The organism is Mesorhizobium sp. STM 4661, from assembly GCF_000359125.1.
GTDB lineage: Bacteria > Pseudomonadota > Alphaproteobacteria > Rhizobiales > Rhizobiaceae > Mesorhizobium.
The window spans coordinates 1-14,021 of the sequence record NZ_CAAF010000042.1; the positions used below are offsets into that span (position 1 = coordinate 1).

The window sequence follows — 14,021 nt, forward strand, 5'->3', positions numbered from 1 at the left end:
CATCCGCGAAGGCCGCATCCAACTGCAAGGCCATTTCGACGACGATTTGAATGTACCTTCCCTGATTGCCGCGGATATGTTTGCCGAGAAGCTGTTGGCGAATGCCGATCGATGTCAGGACCGTGCCACCGCATACCGCGATGCTATCGATCTCGGAATGCTGGTCAGGGCCTATCAGGAAATCCCGATCGATGCTCTTGGCAAGGCGCAAACCGCCTATGGGTCGGATATCCAGCACAAAATCGTATGGGTGGTGAACAAACTTCAGGATAGGGACGAACTGCGCAACGCAGCCGAATCCTTGCAAATGGACACCAAGGCGGCCGAAGCTGCTATTTCGGCTCTTCGAAATGAAGGCATTCGCCTCTGGCCAGGTGCGGGCATCGGTCCGCGCCAATAAATAGCAGGGTCGAGACAGGACGTTGGAGTTCGGCAGCTCAATCCCCGGCGACGAAGAACGTCCACTGCCCGGCAGGCGTGATGCCGACCCGGTAGAAGATGTAGGCGCCGAACTGCTTCATGTCGTTATAGTCGCCGGCGGTGACGATCTTGAACAGCTCGACCCGCTGCTTGGCGTCGAGCTTGTCCAGCGGCAGCGCGAAGAAATACGGCCAGACATAGAGTTCCTGCGGCGTGCCGGCATCGACATGGACGAAGCCGGCATTGAGTACCTCTTCCAGTATGGCGAGGATTTCCTGACCTTCCGTGTCGCCCGAAAGGCCCTTGAGGAAGGCGATCGGGTCGCCGTCGATTTCGCTCAGCGACAATTGGGTCATCGCATCGCCCGTGCCGATCAGCGGCCGGAGCTTTTCGATGTCGCCGCTCTTGCAGGCCTCGACCATCAAATCGTGCATGCGCCGAACCGGCTCCGGCAGCTTGCCGAGGTCGTAGACGACTTCGGGCAAGGGAGCATCCGGATCGGCGCGCGGGCTGGCCATGCCGCCATCATTCGCCGGCCCCTCCGGTTCTGTCTTTTCCGGCTCGTCGGACGGCGTCGCCGGGCTGGCCGCGGGCGGCGTGGTGCCGGGCGGGTCGGGTAGCGGCACCGCGTTTCCAGGCGGCGACATGTCGTCATTGGCGGGCGGCGTGACCGGCGAGGGAAGATCCTCACGCTTGATTTCACTCAGCGCATGGGCGGGGCTGATCGTCAGGCATAGGGTAAGCGGAATCGCCGCGCAGCAGACGGTGAGCCAGATGCTAAGGGCCAAGCCACCCGGCTTGCCTGACATCGAAAAAATCACTGCCTGCTCCTCCCTGGTTCTCGGGCCTTTACAAGTGCCCGCGCCCGCCCAGGATGCCGGTTCAGTGTGTCAACCTTTCCGGTTGGAAAGCCCCGGCTATCACTTTTTCACGCATGCGGTCGAGCAGGGCAAGGGCGGAAGTCTCGCCATTGGCGCGCAGCATCTCGCCAAACGCGGTTTCCAGCGCCGCCTCGGCGATGATTTCCGGCTCGATCCCGGCCGAAAGTCCTTCCGCCCAGGCCTCGCTGTGGCTTTCCACGGCGGTCAGGCGCTTTTCTTCCCTGACCAGCGCGTCGATGTCGTTGACGCCATGTTCCATTGCGATGTCCACCCTTTTCAAGCGGCGATCCGGCGGATGCGGATCCGGCTTGGGCTATCCTTTTTGTACGCAGATCCAATAAGCCATTGTAAATACGACATTTATTGGGTCGTTTTCGACAAAGCCCGTCGCGTCTTGCAAACCTGCGTTCGATCCGATTCAAAACTTAGCCGATTAGACCGGCGAGCGGGATGAAAACCTTCAGTTTGAGTTAATTCCACATCCATGCCGTAACGTTTCGTTAATGCTGTTGCAGAAGTGCAACATCAGGATTGCACCAAGACGCCGTTGGAAACAAGGAGGGAGGGTCAAATGCCAATGTGGCGAACGGCGCCGGGTCGGAAGACGGCCGAGAATTTGCCGTCAGTTGCCGTAGCGCGAGGCGATGTCGCGCGACAGCGTTTCGCCTTCCTTCATGTAGCGGCTGATGGCTTCCGTCGCCGAGGCGGTGCATTGCGTGTAGGTGCCGCCGAAGGAGCGATAGCCGCGGTTGAAACTGGCGATGAAGCGGGCGCGTCGTTCGGGGTCGGGATTTTCCGAAGCCATCAGCTTCTCCATCTCGACCCGCCACTGGTCGCCTTTCTCGCCGCACAGATTGCGCAGGAAATGCAGCGAGCCAAGCACCTCCGCCAGCCGCATGAGCCCGGGCTCGAAAGGCGCCTCGGCACTGAACGCCGGCCGCGCGTCGACAGCCATGCTGGCGGCGAGGCAAGCTGCGAGGAACAGCGAGGCGCGGGTCATAAGTCCATGTGGCCAAACAATTTGTCGTCCGCAAGGCGATTTCTTGGGGAGTTATTCCCCTGCATTCCCGAGCAATTCCTCGGCCACCGCAAACACCGAGCCCGCGAGCGGCAACGCCGTCATCTCGCTGAGCGTATAAAAGGCGGCTGTCTCGGCGTCATCGCTGGCTATCGCCGCGCCGCCGGCATAGGTCGCGCCGAACACCGTCAAGAGATAGTCGACCGGATGGTCTTCGTCGCTGCCATCGATGTGGATTTCGCGCAGCGGCCGATAGCCGTCCGCGCGCAGGCTGGTTTCCTCCAGCAATTCGCGGGCCGCTGCTTCCTCCAGCGTCTCGCCGGCTTCGACCTTGCCGCCCGGGAAGGCGTAGAGGCCTTGCGAGGGCGGCCTGGCCCGCTTGACCAGCAGCACCGTGTTCCCATGCACGACGGCGACCGAGACTGCCGGAATGATCCTGCGTGTTTGCATGAGTTCCCGCTTGATAGACATAGCCCGTTGTGGACCGGCCGTCGGCGAACAGCTTTAGCGGTTGCGAAAGGCGGGTTCCATCGCCACTTTCACATGTCACCAGTTCGAAAGTTGATTTCATGTGCGGACGCTTTGCCCTGACCGCCACGCCGGACCAGACCGCTGCCTTTCTCGGGCTGGCGGAACTGGAGGACTTTCCGGCCCGCTACAACATCGCGCCGACGCAGCCGGTGCTGATGGCGCACGCCGGTCCGCCGCTTGCGCCGGGTTCGAACCTGCCTGACCGACAGGCGATGCTGGTGCGCTGGGGGCTGATCCCCGCTTGGGTGAAAGATACCAGGGAGTTTCCGCTGCTGTTCAACGCACGCTCGGAAGGAGCGGCGGAAAAGGCCTCGTTCCGTGCCGCCATGCGCCACCGTCGCGCTCTGGTGCCGGCCTCGGGGTTCTACGAATGGCAGCAAACTGGTGGCAAGAGGGGGCAGCCCTATTGGATCAGGCCCAGGCATGGCGGGCTGCTCGCCTTCGCCGGCTTGATCGAGACCTATGCCGAGCCGGGCGGTTCGGAAATGGACACCGGCGCCATCCTGACCGTCCATGCCAATACCGACATCGCTCACATCCATGACCGGATGCCGGTGGTGATCCACTCGCAGGATTTCGCCCGCTGGCTGGACTGCCGCACGCTCGAGCCGCGCGACGTCGTCGACCTATTGCGGCCGGCACAGCCTGATTTCTTCGAAGCCGTCCCGGTTTCCGACCTTGTCAACAAGGTCGCCAACACCGGGCCGGAGATTCAGGTGAGGGGCGTCGTCGGGCCGGAGCCCGAGAAGGTCAGGCGCCAGAAGCCCGGCGCGGACGACAGCCAGATGACCTTGTTCTAGCTGCTGCTTTTCCTGGCACCTCTCGGCGCCTTCACTGCCGGCATATGACGCCGGTCGCACGTGACGTCAGGCAGCGCGCGGCGATGTGATCTTCTGCGCCGGCTTCTTCTTCCTCGCGGTGTGGAGAAGGGCGGCGACGATCGCGGCTGGGCCGATCGCCCGGTACTGGCTGGCCAGCGTCGGTTGCTTGGCGCGGTTGGTTTCTTGGCTGGTTCGAGGCATTGTCTTCATCTTCCCTGGTAACGTCTTCGTGTCTGCGTTTGCTGGTCGAATCCGACCAAATCGTGACGTGTGGTGATCTAGCCGGCGAATGTTTCATGACTGTGCCGACATGTTTAATAAAATGTTTCAGCGCATAATTACCTGTGATCCAGCGACGCTTTTGCTTGCTGTTGCGACTTGACGGCAACACCGGGTGAGGCGATAAAGCCGCTCATGAAAACGTCTTTCGCCATTTGTGGCATTTGCATTATTGGCTAGCCTCGCGCTGGTCCGGACGTTTTCGCCTCATCTTTCCCTAGAGTGGACAAACGCCCCGGCCAGCAGGCTGGAATCTGACTGGCGTCTCGGCGCGACGATGACTCCCAGCCCAAACAAAAGTACCGGACCGGGAAGGCATGAATGTCTGACGCATCGAAGGGCCTGCGCCTCTACAACACGCTGACGCGGACGAAGGAAGATTTTGTTCCGATCGATCCGCGTAATGTGCGCATGTATGTCTGCGGCCCGACGGTCTACGACTTTGCCCATATCGGCAATGCGCGGCCGGTGATCGTCTTCGATGTGCTCTTCCGTCTGTTGCGCCAACTCTACGGCGAAAAGCACGTCACGTATGTGCGCAACATCACGGATGTCGACGATAAGATCAACGACCGCGCCCTGCGTGATTTCGGCGCCGAGATCGCCTCGGGAAAGCTGTCGTTGAACGAGGCGATCCGAAGGGTCACCGAAAAGACCGCCGATCAGTTCCACAAGGATGTGGCGATGCTCGGCTGCCTCGAGCCGACGGTCGAGCCGCGCGCCACCGAATTCGTCGAACCCAGGCCCGACGGCAAGGCCGATATGATCTCCTTGATTCAACGCCTGATCGAACGCGGCCATGCCTATGTTGCGGCAGGCGAAGTTCTGTTCGACACCGCCTCGATGCCGGATTACGGCCAATTGTCGAAGCGCAATCTCGACGAGCAGCAGGCCGGCGCCCGCGTCGCCGTCGACGCGCACAAGAAGAGCCCGCAGGATTTTGTGCTGTGGAAACTGTCGTCGCCGGAGGAGCCGGGCTGGGACAGCCCATGGGGCAGGGGCCGGCCGGGCTGGCACATCGAGTGCTCGGCGATGTCGGCCGCCTATCTCGGCGAGGTCTTCGACATCCATGGCGGCGGCCTCGATTTGATCTTCCCGCACCACGAGAACGAGATCGCCCAGTCGCGCTGCGCACACGGCACCGCGGTGATGGCCAATGTGTGGATGCACAACGGCTTCCTGCAGGTCGAGGGCCAGAAGATGTCCAAGAGTCTGGGCAATTTCTTAACGATAAATGAGATCCTGAATTCTGAACTACGCTTCGCAATGTTCGAACTCGAAACTTCCATGGCTCAACGAGAGGTGGTTCGCCGATGGAATGGGTTGGGCATGCGGCTTGCGATGCTCCAAACCCATTATCGAAGTCCACTAGATTGGACGTCGGCGCGTTTTGAGCTTGCACGTTCAGAAGTCATAGAATGGCACGAGAAGCTGAAGGAAATTGGCTTCCAGCCAGGCCTTGGCTACGACAACGTGCCTGAAGTAGTGCAGGCGTTAAAAGACGACCTGAATTCGTCCGAGGCACTCGTTCTTGTTCGACAATTCGCAAGAGGCAGCGAACATCGGCAACTGGGGGAGGCGTTAGACTTAATTGGGCTCTTCGACGCCGACCTAATGGGGCGTTATGATCTTCTGGTGTCACAACTTGACGCTCCTATTAATCGCCGAGTCCAGGAACGCCTTGCCCTCATCGCCGCCAAGAACTGGGCCGATGCCGACCGCATCCGCGACGAATTGCTATCGCAAGGCATACAGTTGAAGGACGGCAAGGATCCGATCACCGGCGAACGCGTGACGACGTGGGAGGTGAAGCGGTGAGGATGGCGCCAAGCACCCCCCTCTGCCCTGCCGGGCATCTCCCCCTCAAGGGGGGAGATTGGACGTCACTTCGGCTTTCGCCAATCGCCTACGTTGATGATTGGGCGCCTCCGGTGAAACTGCCGATCTCCCCCCTTGAGGGGGAGATGTCCGGCAGGACAGAGGGGGGCGAAACGCGATGACGCATTTCCCGGTACCCGCCAACAACCGCGGCAATGCGCGCAAGATGCGCAAAGCCATGACCGACGCCGAGCTGAAGCTGTGGAACGAGATTAGAGCCCACAGGCTGATGGGATTGCCCTTCAGGCGGCAGATGCCTATCGCCGGCTACATCGTCGATTTCGCCTGCCCCGCCAAAAAGCTGATCGTCGAGCTGGACGGCTCTCAGCACGCACGGGCTGAAGCTTCGGCATCCGATGTGGCAAGAAGCGCGAGGCTAGAAGCGTTGGGCTGGACCATCCTGCGCTTCTGGAACGACGACGTCATCCGCGACATCGACAATGTCTGCCAGCACATCGTGATCGAGGCCGGCCTGGCCGCCGCCGAAACGCCATCCGACGAACCAACAAAGGAGGCAGTTCCATGATCGACCATCTCGGCATCACCGTTTCCGATTTTGACGCGTCGAAGGCTTTCTACGACAAGGCGATGGCGCCGCTCGGTGCGTCGCTGCTCTATATGGTGCCCACGGAATATACCGGCGGGGCCAAGGTCGGCGGTTATGGCCGGGAACGGCCGGTTTTCTGGCTGAGTGCCGGCAAGGACAGACCGAGGGACCGCCAGCACGTCGCCTTCACCGCGCGCAGCCGCGCCGAGGTCGACGCCTTTCACGCGGCGGCAATCGCCGCCGGCGGCAAGGACAATGGCGGGCCGGGCCTGCGCCCGCACTACCACCCGAATTATTACGGCGCCTTCGTCTTCGACCCCGACGGCAACAATGTCGAGGCGGTGTGCCATGCTCCGGAGTGAATTGCGATGAGCCTCGACAACCGGCCGGTCTATACGGGCGGCTGCCAGTGCGGCGCCGTGCGCTTCCGCGTCGAAGGCGCGCTGGGTGACGCTTCCGTCTGCCATTGCCGCATGTGCCAGAAGGCGTTCGGCGCCTTCTATGCGCCGCTGGTCTCGGTGCGCGGCGCTAAACTCGACTGGACGCGCGGCCAGCCGAAATATTTCCGCTCGTCCAACCATGTCAAACGTGGCTTCTGCGCCGATTGCGGTACGCCGCTGACCTTCACCGCGCCGGACGGTGTCGGCCTCGCCATCGGCGCCTTCGACGAGCCGCAGGAAATCGTGCCGCTGATTCAGTGGGGCACCGAAGCAAAACTTCCCTATGTCGATCGCATCCACGAATTGCCTGGTGAGGACACGATGGCCGATATCTCGTCGGCGCCCTATCTCGCCGAACTCGTCTCCTACCAGCATCCCGACCACGACACCGAACAATGGCCGCCAAAGGAAAGATCATGACCGAGAAAGTTCGAACCGGCGGCTGCCAGTGCGGCGCCGTGCGCTTCCGCATCAACGGTGCGCTCGGCCGCCCGTCCATCTGCCATTGCCGCATGTGCCAGAAACAGTTCGGCTCGTTCTTCGGCGCTCTGGTGACGGTGCCGAAGGATGGCGTCGAGTGGACCCATGAGGAACCGAGCTATTTCCAGTCGTCGGTCAATATCGATCGCGGCTTCTGCGCCCGTTGCGGCACGCCGCTGACCTACCGGCAGCCCGGCGGGCTCGAGATCGCCATCGGCGCCTTCGACGACCGCTCCGACCTCGCGCCCCAGATCCAGGTCAACTACGCCGCCAGGCTGCCCTGGGTCGAGACCATCTTCGACGCGCCGGTCCATGATGATCCGGATTACTATGCAAGGCAGGAGCAGATCATCTCCTTCCAGCACCCGGATCAAGAGACGGCCAACTGGCCGCGGCAGGGCCTGAAATTATGAGCCCGGAAGCCGTGAGCCCAAAAGCTGTGAGCCCAGAACCTGTAAGCAACGAATTGCGCAGCCTCTATCCCGAGATCGAGGCCTTTGAAACCGGCATGCTCGATGGCGGCGATGGCCATCAGGTCTATTGGGAGCGCTCCGGCACCAAAGGCGCCAAGCCGGCGGTGTTCCTGCATGGCGGGCCGGGCGGCACCATCTCGCCAAAGCACCGGCGGCTGTTCGATCCGAAGCTTTACGACGTCATCCTGTTCGACCAGCGCGGTTGCGGCAAGTCGACCCCCAACGCGTCGCTCGAAGCCAACACCACCTGGCACCTGGTCGCCGACATCGAGCGGTTGCGTCAGATGTGCGGCTTCGACAAATGGCTGGTGTTCGGTGGCTCATGGGGCTCGACGCTGGCGCTGGCCTATGCTCAGACGCACCCCGACCGTGTCAGCGAACTGGTCGTGCGCGGCATTTACACGCTGACCCGGGCCGAGCTCGAATGGTATTATCAGTTCGGCGTCTCGGAAATGTTCCCCGACAAATGGGAGCGGTTCCTGGCGCCGATCCCCGCGGCCGAGCGCGGCGACATGATGGCTGCGTATCGCAAGCGGCTGGTCGGCAGCGACCGCAAGGCGCAGATCGAGGCTGCCCGCGCCTGGAGCCTGTGGGAAGGCGAGACGATCACGCTGCTGCCGGAGCCCGAAACCAGCGGCCCGTTCGGTGAGGACGACTACGCCGTCGCCTTCGCCCGCATCGAGAACCATTACTTCGTCCATGCCGGCTGGCTGGAGGAAGGGCAATTGTTGCGCGATGCGTACAAGCTCAGGGATATTCCTGGCACCATCGTCCACGGACGCTACGACATGCCGTGCCCGGCGCGCTACGCCTGGGCGCTGCACAAGGCCTGGCCGAAAGCGGACTTCCACCTGGTCGAGGGCGCCGGCCATGCCTATTCCGAGCCTGGGATTCTCGACCGGCTGATCCGGGCAACGGATCGGTTTGCGGGGAAGAACTAGTCGATGTACGGCGATCCTTCCCACCCCCCTCTGGCCTGCCGGCCATCTCCCCCGCAAGGGGGGAGATTGGATGTCGCCGTTGTTTTCGCCAATCGCCGACGTTGCAGGAAGAGCGCCGTCAGCAAAGCTGCCGATCTCCCCCCTTGCGGGGGAGATGTCCGGCAGGACAGAGGGGGGTGCACAAGCACCTTGCCATCATGAAAAAGCAAAGACTGTTCCTCTTCGACACCACCCTGCGCGATGGCCAGCAGACGCCGGGCATCGACTTTTCGGTCGAGGACAAGATCGCCATCGCCAAATTGCTCGACGAGTTCGGCATGGACTATGTCGAGGGTGGCTATCCCGGCGCCAACCCGACCGACACCGCCTTCTTCCAGAAGAAGCGCACGGCCAGCGCCAAATTCGTCGCTTTCGGCATGACCAAGCGGGCAGGGGTGTCAGCCTCCAACGATCCTGGTCTCGCGGCACTCGTCCAATCGCAGTCGGACGCCATCTGCTTCGTCGCCAAGAGCTGGGACTACCATGTCCGTGTCGCGCTCGGCTGCACCAACGAGGAGAACCTCGAATCCATCAAGGCCTCGGTCGAAGCGGCGGTTGCCGCTGGCAAGGAAGCGATGGTCGACTGCGAGCATTTCTTCGACGGCTTCAAGGCCAATCCCGACTATGCGCTTGCCTGCGCAAGGACCGCCTACAATGGCGGCGCACGCTGGGTGGTGCTGTGCGACACCAATGGCGGCTCGCAGCCATCGGAAGTCCGCGCCATCGTCGAGAAGGTCATCACGGCGGGCATTCCGGGTGACCATCTCGGCATCCATGCCCATGACGACACCGGCCAGGCGGTGGCGAATTCGCTCGTCGCCGTCGAGGCCGGCGTGCGCCAGATCCAGGGCACGCTGAACGGCATCGGCGAGCGCTGCGGCAACGCCAATTTGATCTCGATCGTACCGACGCTGGCGTTGAAGCCGGCTTTCGCCGACCGTTTCGAAACGGGCATTTCGGCCGAGGCGCTGACCGGCATATCGCGCCTGTCGCGCGCGTTCGACGAATTGCTGAACCGCGCGCCGGAAGCGCAGGCGCCCTATGTCGGAGCCTCCGCCTTCGCCACCAAGGCCGGCATCCATGCCTCGGCGTTGGCCAAGGAGCCGGCGACCTATGAGCATGTGCCCCCGGAAGCCGTCGGCAACCGGCGCCGCGTCATGGTCTCGGATCAGGGCGGCAAGGCCAATTTCCTCGCCGAACTGAAACGGCGCGGCATCGACGTGCCCAAGGACGACCATCGGCTCGACGCGCTGATATCAGTGGTCAAGGAACGCGAGGCCGAGGGCTATGCCTATGAAGGCGCCGACGCGTCTTTCGAGCTTTTGGCGCGCAAGATGCTGCACGGCCTGCCGGCATTCTTCCATGTCACCTCGTTCCGCTGCATGGTTGAGCGCCGCTTCGACGCCAACGGCAATCTGAAGACGGTCTCCGAGGCGATCGTCAAGGTGCTGGTCGAGGGCGAGGAGAAGATGTCGGTGGCCGAAGGGCACGGCCCGGTCAATGCGCTCGACATCGCGCTACGCAAGGATCTCGGCAAGTACCAGAACGAGATCGCCGACCTCGAACTCGCCGACTTCAAGGTGCGTATTCTGAATGGCGGCACCGAGGCGATCACCCGTGTGCTGGTCGAGTCGCATGATGCCACCGGTGCCCGCTGGTGGACGGTCGGCGTCTCCGAAAACATCATCGACGCGTCCTTCCAAGCGCTGATGGATTCGATCGTCTACAAGCTGATGAAGAACCGCGAGATGGCAGGATTGGTCGCGGCCGAATAGGGTTGAACCATCAGCGAAAGTCCATTGATCCATCAGCAATTTGCGATGGTCTTGGCAAGATGGCTGGCGCATAGCGTTGGGCCATGGCCACGCAAGCACTCCAACTGGACGCGGACAATGCCCGTCGCGGTTTCCTCCTGGCGCTGGGCGCCTATCTCCTGTGGGGGCTGCTGCCCTTCTATATGAAGGCGGTTGCGCATCTGCCGCTGGCCGAAGTCATCGCGCATCGCATCGTCTGGTCTGTGCCGATCGCCGCGGCCGTCCTTGTCTGGGCCGGCCGCACGGCGGACTTCAAGGCCGCGATCCGTTCCCCGCGCACCATCGCGATGGCCGCGCTCACGGCGGCGCTGATCTCGGTCAACTGGGGTATCTATGTCTGGGCGATCGCCGTCGATCGCACCGTCGAGACCGCGCTCGGCTACTACATCAACCCGCTGGTCAGCGTCGTTGTCGGCGCGCTGCTGCTTGGCGAGCGGCTGGACCGGCTGCAAATAGCGGCAGTGGTGCTGGCGGCCATCGCGGTCGCGGTGCTGACCGTCGACGCCGGCAAGCTGCCCTGGGTGTCGCTGGCGCTGGCCTTTTCCTTCGCCGCCTACGGCTTCTTCCGCAAGACGCTGCCGATCGGCCCGAGCCAGGGCTTCCTGCTCGAAGTGCTTTTGCTGTCGGTGCCGGCGCTCGCCTACATCGTCTTCCTGATCGCCAACGGTCAGGACCATTTTGTATCAGGCAATGCCGCCGACACCGCGCTGCTCATCGGCTGCGGCCCGGTCACCGCCGTGCCACTGCTGTTGTTCGCGTTCGGGGCGAGGCTGCTGCGCCTCTCCACCATCGGCATCATGCAGTATATCGCGCCGACCATTGTGTTCCTGATCGCCGTGCTGATTTTCGGCGAACCCTTCGGCAGCACTCAGGCCATCGCCTTCGGCCTTATCTGGACGGCGCTGGCGATCTACTCCTGGTCGATGTTCACCTCGGCGAGAAAGGCTTGAACGCGACGCGCCTTAAACGTTGCGGCCCAGCCGCGTGACCACGTAGAAAACCACGGCAGCAACGGCGAACGCAAACAGGGTGACGATCCAGAAACCGGAAGGCGTTTCCAGGAACGGCAGGCCGCCGACATTCATGCCGAACAGGCTGGAGATGATGGTCATCGGCAGCAGCACCGCCGTCATCACCGAGAGCACGTAGAGCAGGCGATTCGACTCCGTCGTCAGCTTGGCCATCAATTCGTCCTGCAACAGCCGGGCACGTGCCTGCAATTGTTCGCCGTCATGATAGAGCGTGAGCGCCCGGTGCGAGAGCCGCGCCGCCATGTCGTTGATTGTGTCTGGCAGGTCGTTGCGATGCGAATGGTCGAGATGGCGGAACAGATTGCTCAGCGTCGCCATCTGCCGGTGGATCACCACCAGACGCCGGCGCGCGTCGACAAGCGCCTGCCGCTCATTGTGCCATGCGTCGCAGACGATACGATCCTCGATGCCATCGAGCGTATCGCCGAGGCTGGTGAGTTCCGCCACCATGCCGTCGAACGACTGGCCAACGACAGCCTCGATCAGTTCGGCCGGCGAGCGGAACTTGCGCGATCCGTTCTCGATCGCCTTGCGGATATTGTCGACCGACTGCAGCGGCTGCTTGCGGGCGCCGACCAGCATCGTGTCGTTGAGGGCGAAGCGGAAATGGCCAAGTCCGCCGGCTTCCGCCGAATAGTCGTGGCGCAGATCCGGCAGATCGCCATAGAGCCAATCATCCTCGAGGTCGATGTGGCAGCCATGGCTGGCGGACAGGAAGGCTTCGCGCACCGGCAATGGCAAAGCCTGATCGGCGGCGATCTCGTGGCGAGCGCGCATGTCGGAGAGCTGGTAGCTGCGCCAGGTCCAGTGCGCTTGCGCAGCGTCCTTGGTGAGCACGCCCTCGGCGGTGAAGTGATAGATGAAGAACAGCCCGTGCTCGTCGGGCAGATAAGGGGACAGGTCGGTGCCTTCCGGATTGAGAGCGATATTCATCGACGCTTCGCCAGTTTCTTGAACGCAGCGCCGCGCAGTGGCGGCCGGCCGTGAATCCTAGCATGGGCGCTTCTGGTTTCGTGTGACAGTTTGTTGACAGCCGGTCACAGGCAGTAGGGAGAGCCGTTCTCGGCAATTCGCATACTGCCTTACTGCCCTACTCCCTTACCCCCTACATTTTGTCGATCACCGACTGCACGCCCTCGGTTGGCGCATCGACCGAGGATCCCGCCACCATGATGGCGGCGACGATGGCTTCAGGGTCGTCGACCACCAGCGGCCTGACCCGCTGGGCGGTGTGGATGAAGCCTTCGGCCGACATGTGGTCGAGCAGCGAAAGCATCGGATCCCAGAACCCCTTGATGTTGCCGAAGACGATCGGCTTGCGGTGGTGGCCGAGCTGGCCCCAGGTCATGATCTCGACGATCTCCTCGACCGTACCGATACCGCCCGGCAGTGCCACAAAGGCGTCGGATTTTTCGAACATCCTGTGCTTGCGCTCGTGCATGTTGTCGGTGATCACCAGTTCATCGAGCCGGTTAAGCGCGGTTTCGGTTGCTTCCTTGTTGATCAGGAAGCGCGGAATGATGCCCGTCACCTTGCCGCCGGCCCGCAAGGCGCCTTCGGCGACGGCTCCCATGATCCCCTTGGTGCCGCCGCCATAGATCAGACGCAGGCCGGACCTGGCAATCGAGCGGCCAAGCAGGTGCCCGGCCTTGGCGTAGGTCTCATCGCGGCCGGGAGACGAGCCGCAATAGACGCAGACGGATCGAATCGTATTCATGCCGATGATAGGTGATAGGGACGGCAGATGTGGTCAAGCCCGGAGCGGGCTTTTTCTTGTCGATCTGGGCAAAACAGGCTAGACCGGCGTTAGGTGGCTAAGGGGCAAGGAACTATGGCAATTAATCCTTTGAAGGCGTTTCTGTTCGCGGCGGGTGGGACCGTCGCGGCCGCAGGAACCGCCTATGTATCGGGCGCGCTCGACCCGTATCTCAATCGCACGCCGCCGGCGGAAGTAGCGGCGCTGACACCGCCTCCGGCGGCTACTGATGCGATGGCACCGGCCGCACCCGCGCCCGGCACCAACGCGATGGCGCCGGCTTCACCAGTACCGGATGCGGCGGCACCCGCCGCGGCCGGTCCGATCGCGCCGACCTTCGACATCGTGCGGGTCGAAAGCAACGGCTCGATCGTCATCGCCGGCAATGCGGCGCCCGGCGCCAAGGTCGAGGTTCTCAACGGTTCGACGGTTCTAGGTTCAACGGTCGCTGGTCCGGATGGCGCCTTTGCCATCGCTCTCGACGATCCGCTGAAGCCTGGCGACTATACGATCACGCTGCGCTCGACTGGCACAGTGGTGATCAACTCGGCACAGACCGCTGTCGTCTCCATTCCCCAGAATCCGGCGGGCCAGGTGCTGGCCATGGTCGAGGAACCGGGCAAGCCATCTGAGCTGCTGACGGTTCCCGCGCCCGAGAAGAAGCCGGAAACA

18 protein-coding genes are annotated in these 14,021 nt (G+C 62.5%); 11 read left to right on the top strand and 7 right to left on the bottom strand.

Annotated elements, in window-relative coordinates:
• Positions 1–400: nucleotidyl transferase AbiEii/AbiGii toxin family protein (locus MESS4_RS13460; RefSeq protein WP_036241229.1), on the top strand; the 400-nt coding region annotated here is incomplete at its 5' end.
• 37 nt (positions 401–437) lie between these two features.
• Here the strand turns inward: MESS4_RS13460 and MESS4_RS13465 are convergent.
• The 4 genes from MESS4_RS13465 to MESS4_RS13480 form a co-directional block, all read right to left on the bottom strand.
• A complete protein-coding gene (locus MESS4_RS13465) occupies positions 438–1,241 on the bottom strand; it encodes a hypothetical protein (RefSeq protein WP_006331302.1) in 804 nt (267 codons plus the stop codon).
• A gap of 61 nt (positions 1,242–1,302) precedes the next feature.
• Positions 1,303–1,560 carry a hypothetical protein gene (locus tag MESS4_RS13470; RefSeq protein ID WP_006331303.1) on the bottom strand — a complete coding sequence of 86 codons (258 nt, stop codon included), beginning with the start codon at positions 1,558–1,560 and terminating at the stop codon, positions 1,303–1,305.
• A gap of 363 nt (positions 1,561–1,923) precedes the next feature.
• Positions 1,924–2,301: a TIGR02301 family protein gene (locus MESS4_RS13475; protein WP_006331304.1), complete on the bottom strand. Its 378-nt coding sequence runs from the start codon at positions 2,299–2,301 to the stop codon at positions 1,924–1,926.
• A gap of 51 nt (positions 2,302–2,352) precedes the next feature.
• The gene (locus MESS4_RS13480; protein WP_006331305.1) at positions 2,353–2,769 is read right to left on the bottom strand and encodes an NUDIX hydrolase; all 417 of its coding nucleotides are present in this window, start codon (positions 2,767–2,769) and stop codon (positions 2,353–2,355) included.
• A 119-nt stretch (positions 2,770–2,888) separates the two neighbouring features.
• Here MESS4_RS13480 and MESS4_RS13485 point away from each other — a divergent pair, with 119 nt between their 5' ends.
• Complete coding sequence (locus tag MESS4_RS13485; protein WP_006331306.1) at positions 2,889–3,650, top strand: SOS response-associated peptidase; 762 nt, start codon at positions 2,889–2,891, stop codon at positions 3,648–3,650.
• Between the two features lie 66 nt (positions 3,651–3,716).
• On the opposite strand, the gene MESS4_RS32170 is transcribed toward MESS4_RS13485, so the two are convergent.
• The gene (locus MESS4_RS32170) at positions 3,717–3,872 is read right to left on the bottom strand and encodes a hypothetical protein (protein ID WP_081609728.1); all 156 of its coding nucleotides are present in this window, start codon (positions 3,870–3,872) and stop codon (positions 3,717–3,719) included.
• Between the two features lie 399 nt (positions 3,873–4,271).
• Between MESS4_RS32170 and cysS the strand changes: the two genes are divergently transcribed.
• The 8 genes from cysS (at position 4,272) to rarD (ending at position 11,512) form a co-directional block, all read left to right on the top strand.
• Entirely contained in the window at positions 4,272–5,768 is a 1,497-nt protein-coding gene (gene cysS / locus MESS4_RS13490) for a cysteine--tRNA ligase (RefSeq protein WP_006331307.1), read from the top strand.
• A 178-nt stretch (positions 5,769–5,946) separates the two neighbouring features.
• On the top strand, positions 5,947–6,354 hold the full coding sequence (locus MESS4_RS13495) for an endonuclease domain-containing protein (protein ID WP_006331308.1): 408 nt from the start codon (positions 5,947–5,949) through the stop codon (positions 6,352–6,354).
• Positions 6,351–6,737: a VOC family protein gene (locus MESS4_RS13500; RefSeq protein WP_006331309.1), complete on the top strand. Its 387-nt coding sequence runs from the start codon at positions 6,351–6,353 to the stop codon at positions 6,735–6,737. The genes MESS4_RS13495 and MESS4_RS13500 overlap by 4 nt, the downstream gene beginning before the upstream one ends.
• Before the next feature lie 6 nt (positions 6,738–6,743).
• On the top strand, positions 6,744–7,235 hold the full coding sequence (locus MESS4_RS13505) for a GFA family protein (protein WP_006331310.1): 492 nt from the start codon (positions 6,744–6,746) through the stop codon (positions 7,233–7,235).
• Positions 7,232–7,708: a GFA family protein gene (locus tag MESS4_RS13510; RefSeq protein WP_081609731.1), complete on the top strand. Its 477-nt coding sequence runs from the start codon at positions 7,232–7,234 to the stop codon at positions 7,706–7,708. The genes MESS4_RS13505 and MESS4_RS13510 overlap by 4 nt, the downstream gene beginning before the upstream one ends.
• A complete protein-coding gene (pip, locus tag MESS4_RS13515; protein ID WP_006331314.1) occupies positions 7,705–8,709 on the top strand; it encodes a prolyl aminopeptidase in 1,005 nt (334 codons plus the stop codon). The genes MESS4_RS13510 and pip overlap by 4 nt, the downstream gene beginning before the upstream one ends.
• Before the next feature lie 197 nt (positions 8,710–8,906).
• The gene (gene cimA / locus MESS4_RS13520) at positions 8,907–10,523 is read left to right on the top strand and encodes a citramalate synthase (RefSeq protein ID WP_036241231.1); all 1,617 of its coding nucleotides are present in this window, start codon (positions 8,907–8,909) and stop codon (positions 10,521–10,523) included.
• An 83-nt stretch (positions 10,524–10,606) separates the two neighbouring features.
• On the top strand, positions 10,607–11,512 hold the full coding sequence (gene rarD, locus MESS4_RS13525) for an EamA family transporter RarD (RefSeq protein WP_006331318.1): 906 nt from the start codon (positions 10,607–10,609) through the stop codon (positions 11,510–11,512).
• A 12-nt stretch (positions 11,513–11,524) separates the two neighbouring features.
• Here the strand turns inward: rarD and MESS4_RS13530 are convergent, their stop codons facing one another.
• On the bottom strand, positions 11,525–12,526 hold the full coding sequence (locus MESS4_RS13530; RefSeq protein WP_006331323.1) for a transporter: 1,002 nt from the start codon (positions 12,524–12,526) through the stop codon (positions 11,525–11,527).
• Positions 12,527–12,698: 172 nt separating this feature from the next.
• Positions 12,699–13,310, bottom strand: coding sequence for a TIGR00730 family Rossman fold protein (locus tag MESS4_RS13535; RefSeq protein ID WP_006331324.1), 612 nt, complete (start codon positions 13,308–13,310; stop codon positions 12,699–12,701).
• A gap of 114 nt (positions 13,311–13,424) precedes the next feature.
• Here MESS4_RS13535 and MESS4_RS13540 point away from each other — a divergent pair.
• Positions 13,425–14,021: carboxypeptidase-like regulatory domain-containing protein (locus MESS4_RS13540; RefSeq protein WP_036241236.1), on the top strand; the 597-nt coding region annotated here is incomplete at its 3' end.

What these genes read in the sequence shown, in the direction of transcription:
- MESS4_RS13470 (WP_006331303.1), bottom strand. Translation starts at nt 1,560, where the DNA reads ATGGAACATGGCGTCAACGACATCGACGCGCTGGTCAGGGAAGAAAAG.
- MESS4_RS13475 (WP_006331304.1), bottom strand. Translation starts at nt 2,301, where the DNA reads ATGACCCGCGCCTCGCTGTTCCTCGCAGCTTGCCTCGCCGCCAGCATG.
- MESS4_RS13480 (WP_006331305.1), bottom strand. Translation starts at nt 2,769, where the DNA reads ATGCAAACACGCAGGATCATTCCGGCAGTCTCGGTCGCCGTCGTGCAT.
- MESS4_RS13485 (WP_006331306.1), top strand. Translation starts at nt 2,889, where the DNA reads ATGTGCGGACGCTTTGCCCTGACCGCCACGCCGGACCAGACCGCTGCC.
- MESS4_RS32170 (WP_081609728.1), bottom strand. Translation starts at nt 3,872, where the DNA reads ATGCCTCGAACCAGCCAAGAAACCAACCGCGCCAAGCAACCGACGCTG.
- cysS (WP_006331307.1), top strand. Translation starts at nt 4,272, where the DNA reads ATGTCTGACGCATCGAAGGGCCTGCGCCTCTACAACACGCTGACGCGG.
- MESS4_RS13495 (WP_006331308.1), top strand. Translation starts at nt 5,947, where the DNA reads ATGACGCATTTCCCGGTACCCGCCAACAACCGCGGCAATGCGCGCAAG.
- MESS4_RS13500 (WP_006331309.1), top strand. Translation starts at nt 6,351, where the DNA reads ATGATCGACCATCTCGGCATCACCGTTTCCGATTTTGACGCGTCGAAG.
- MESS4_RS13505 (WP_006331310.1), top strand. Translation starts at nt 6,744, where the DNA reads ATGAGCCTCGACAACCGGCCGGTCTATACGGGCGGCTGCCAGTGCGGC.
- MESS4_RS13510 (WP_081609731.1), top strand. Translation starts at nt 7,232, where the DNA reads ATGACCGAGAAAGTTCGAACCGGCGGCTGCCAGTGCGGCGCCGTGCGC.
- pip (WP_006331314.1), top strand. Translation starts at nt 7,705, where the DNA reads ATGAGCCCGGAAGCCGTGAGCCCAAAAGCTGTGAGCCCAGAACCTGTA.
- cimA (WP_036241231.1), top strand. Translation starts at nt 8,907, where the DNA reads ATGAAAAAGCAAAGACTGTTCCTCTTCGACACCACCCTGCGCGATGGC.
- rarD (WP_006331318.1), top strand. Translation starts at nt 10,607, where the DNA reads ATGGCCACGCAAGCACTCCAACTGGACGCGGACAATGCCCGTCGCGGT.
- MESS4_RS13530 (WP_006331323.1), bottom strand. Translation starts at nt 12,526, where the DNA reads ATGAATATCGCTCTCAATCCGGAAGGCACCGACCTGTCCCCTTATCTG.
- MESS4_RS13535 (WP_006331324.1), bottom strand. Translation starts at nt 13,310, where the DNA reads ATGAATACGATTCGATCCGTCTGCGTCTATTGCGGCTCGTCTCCCGGC.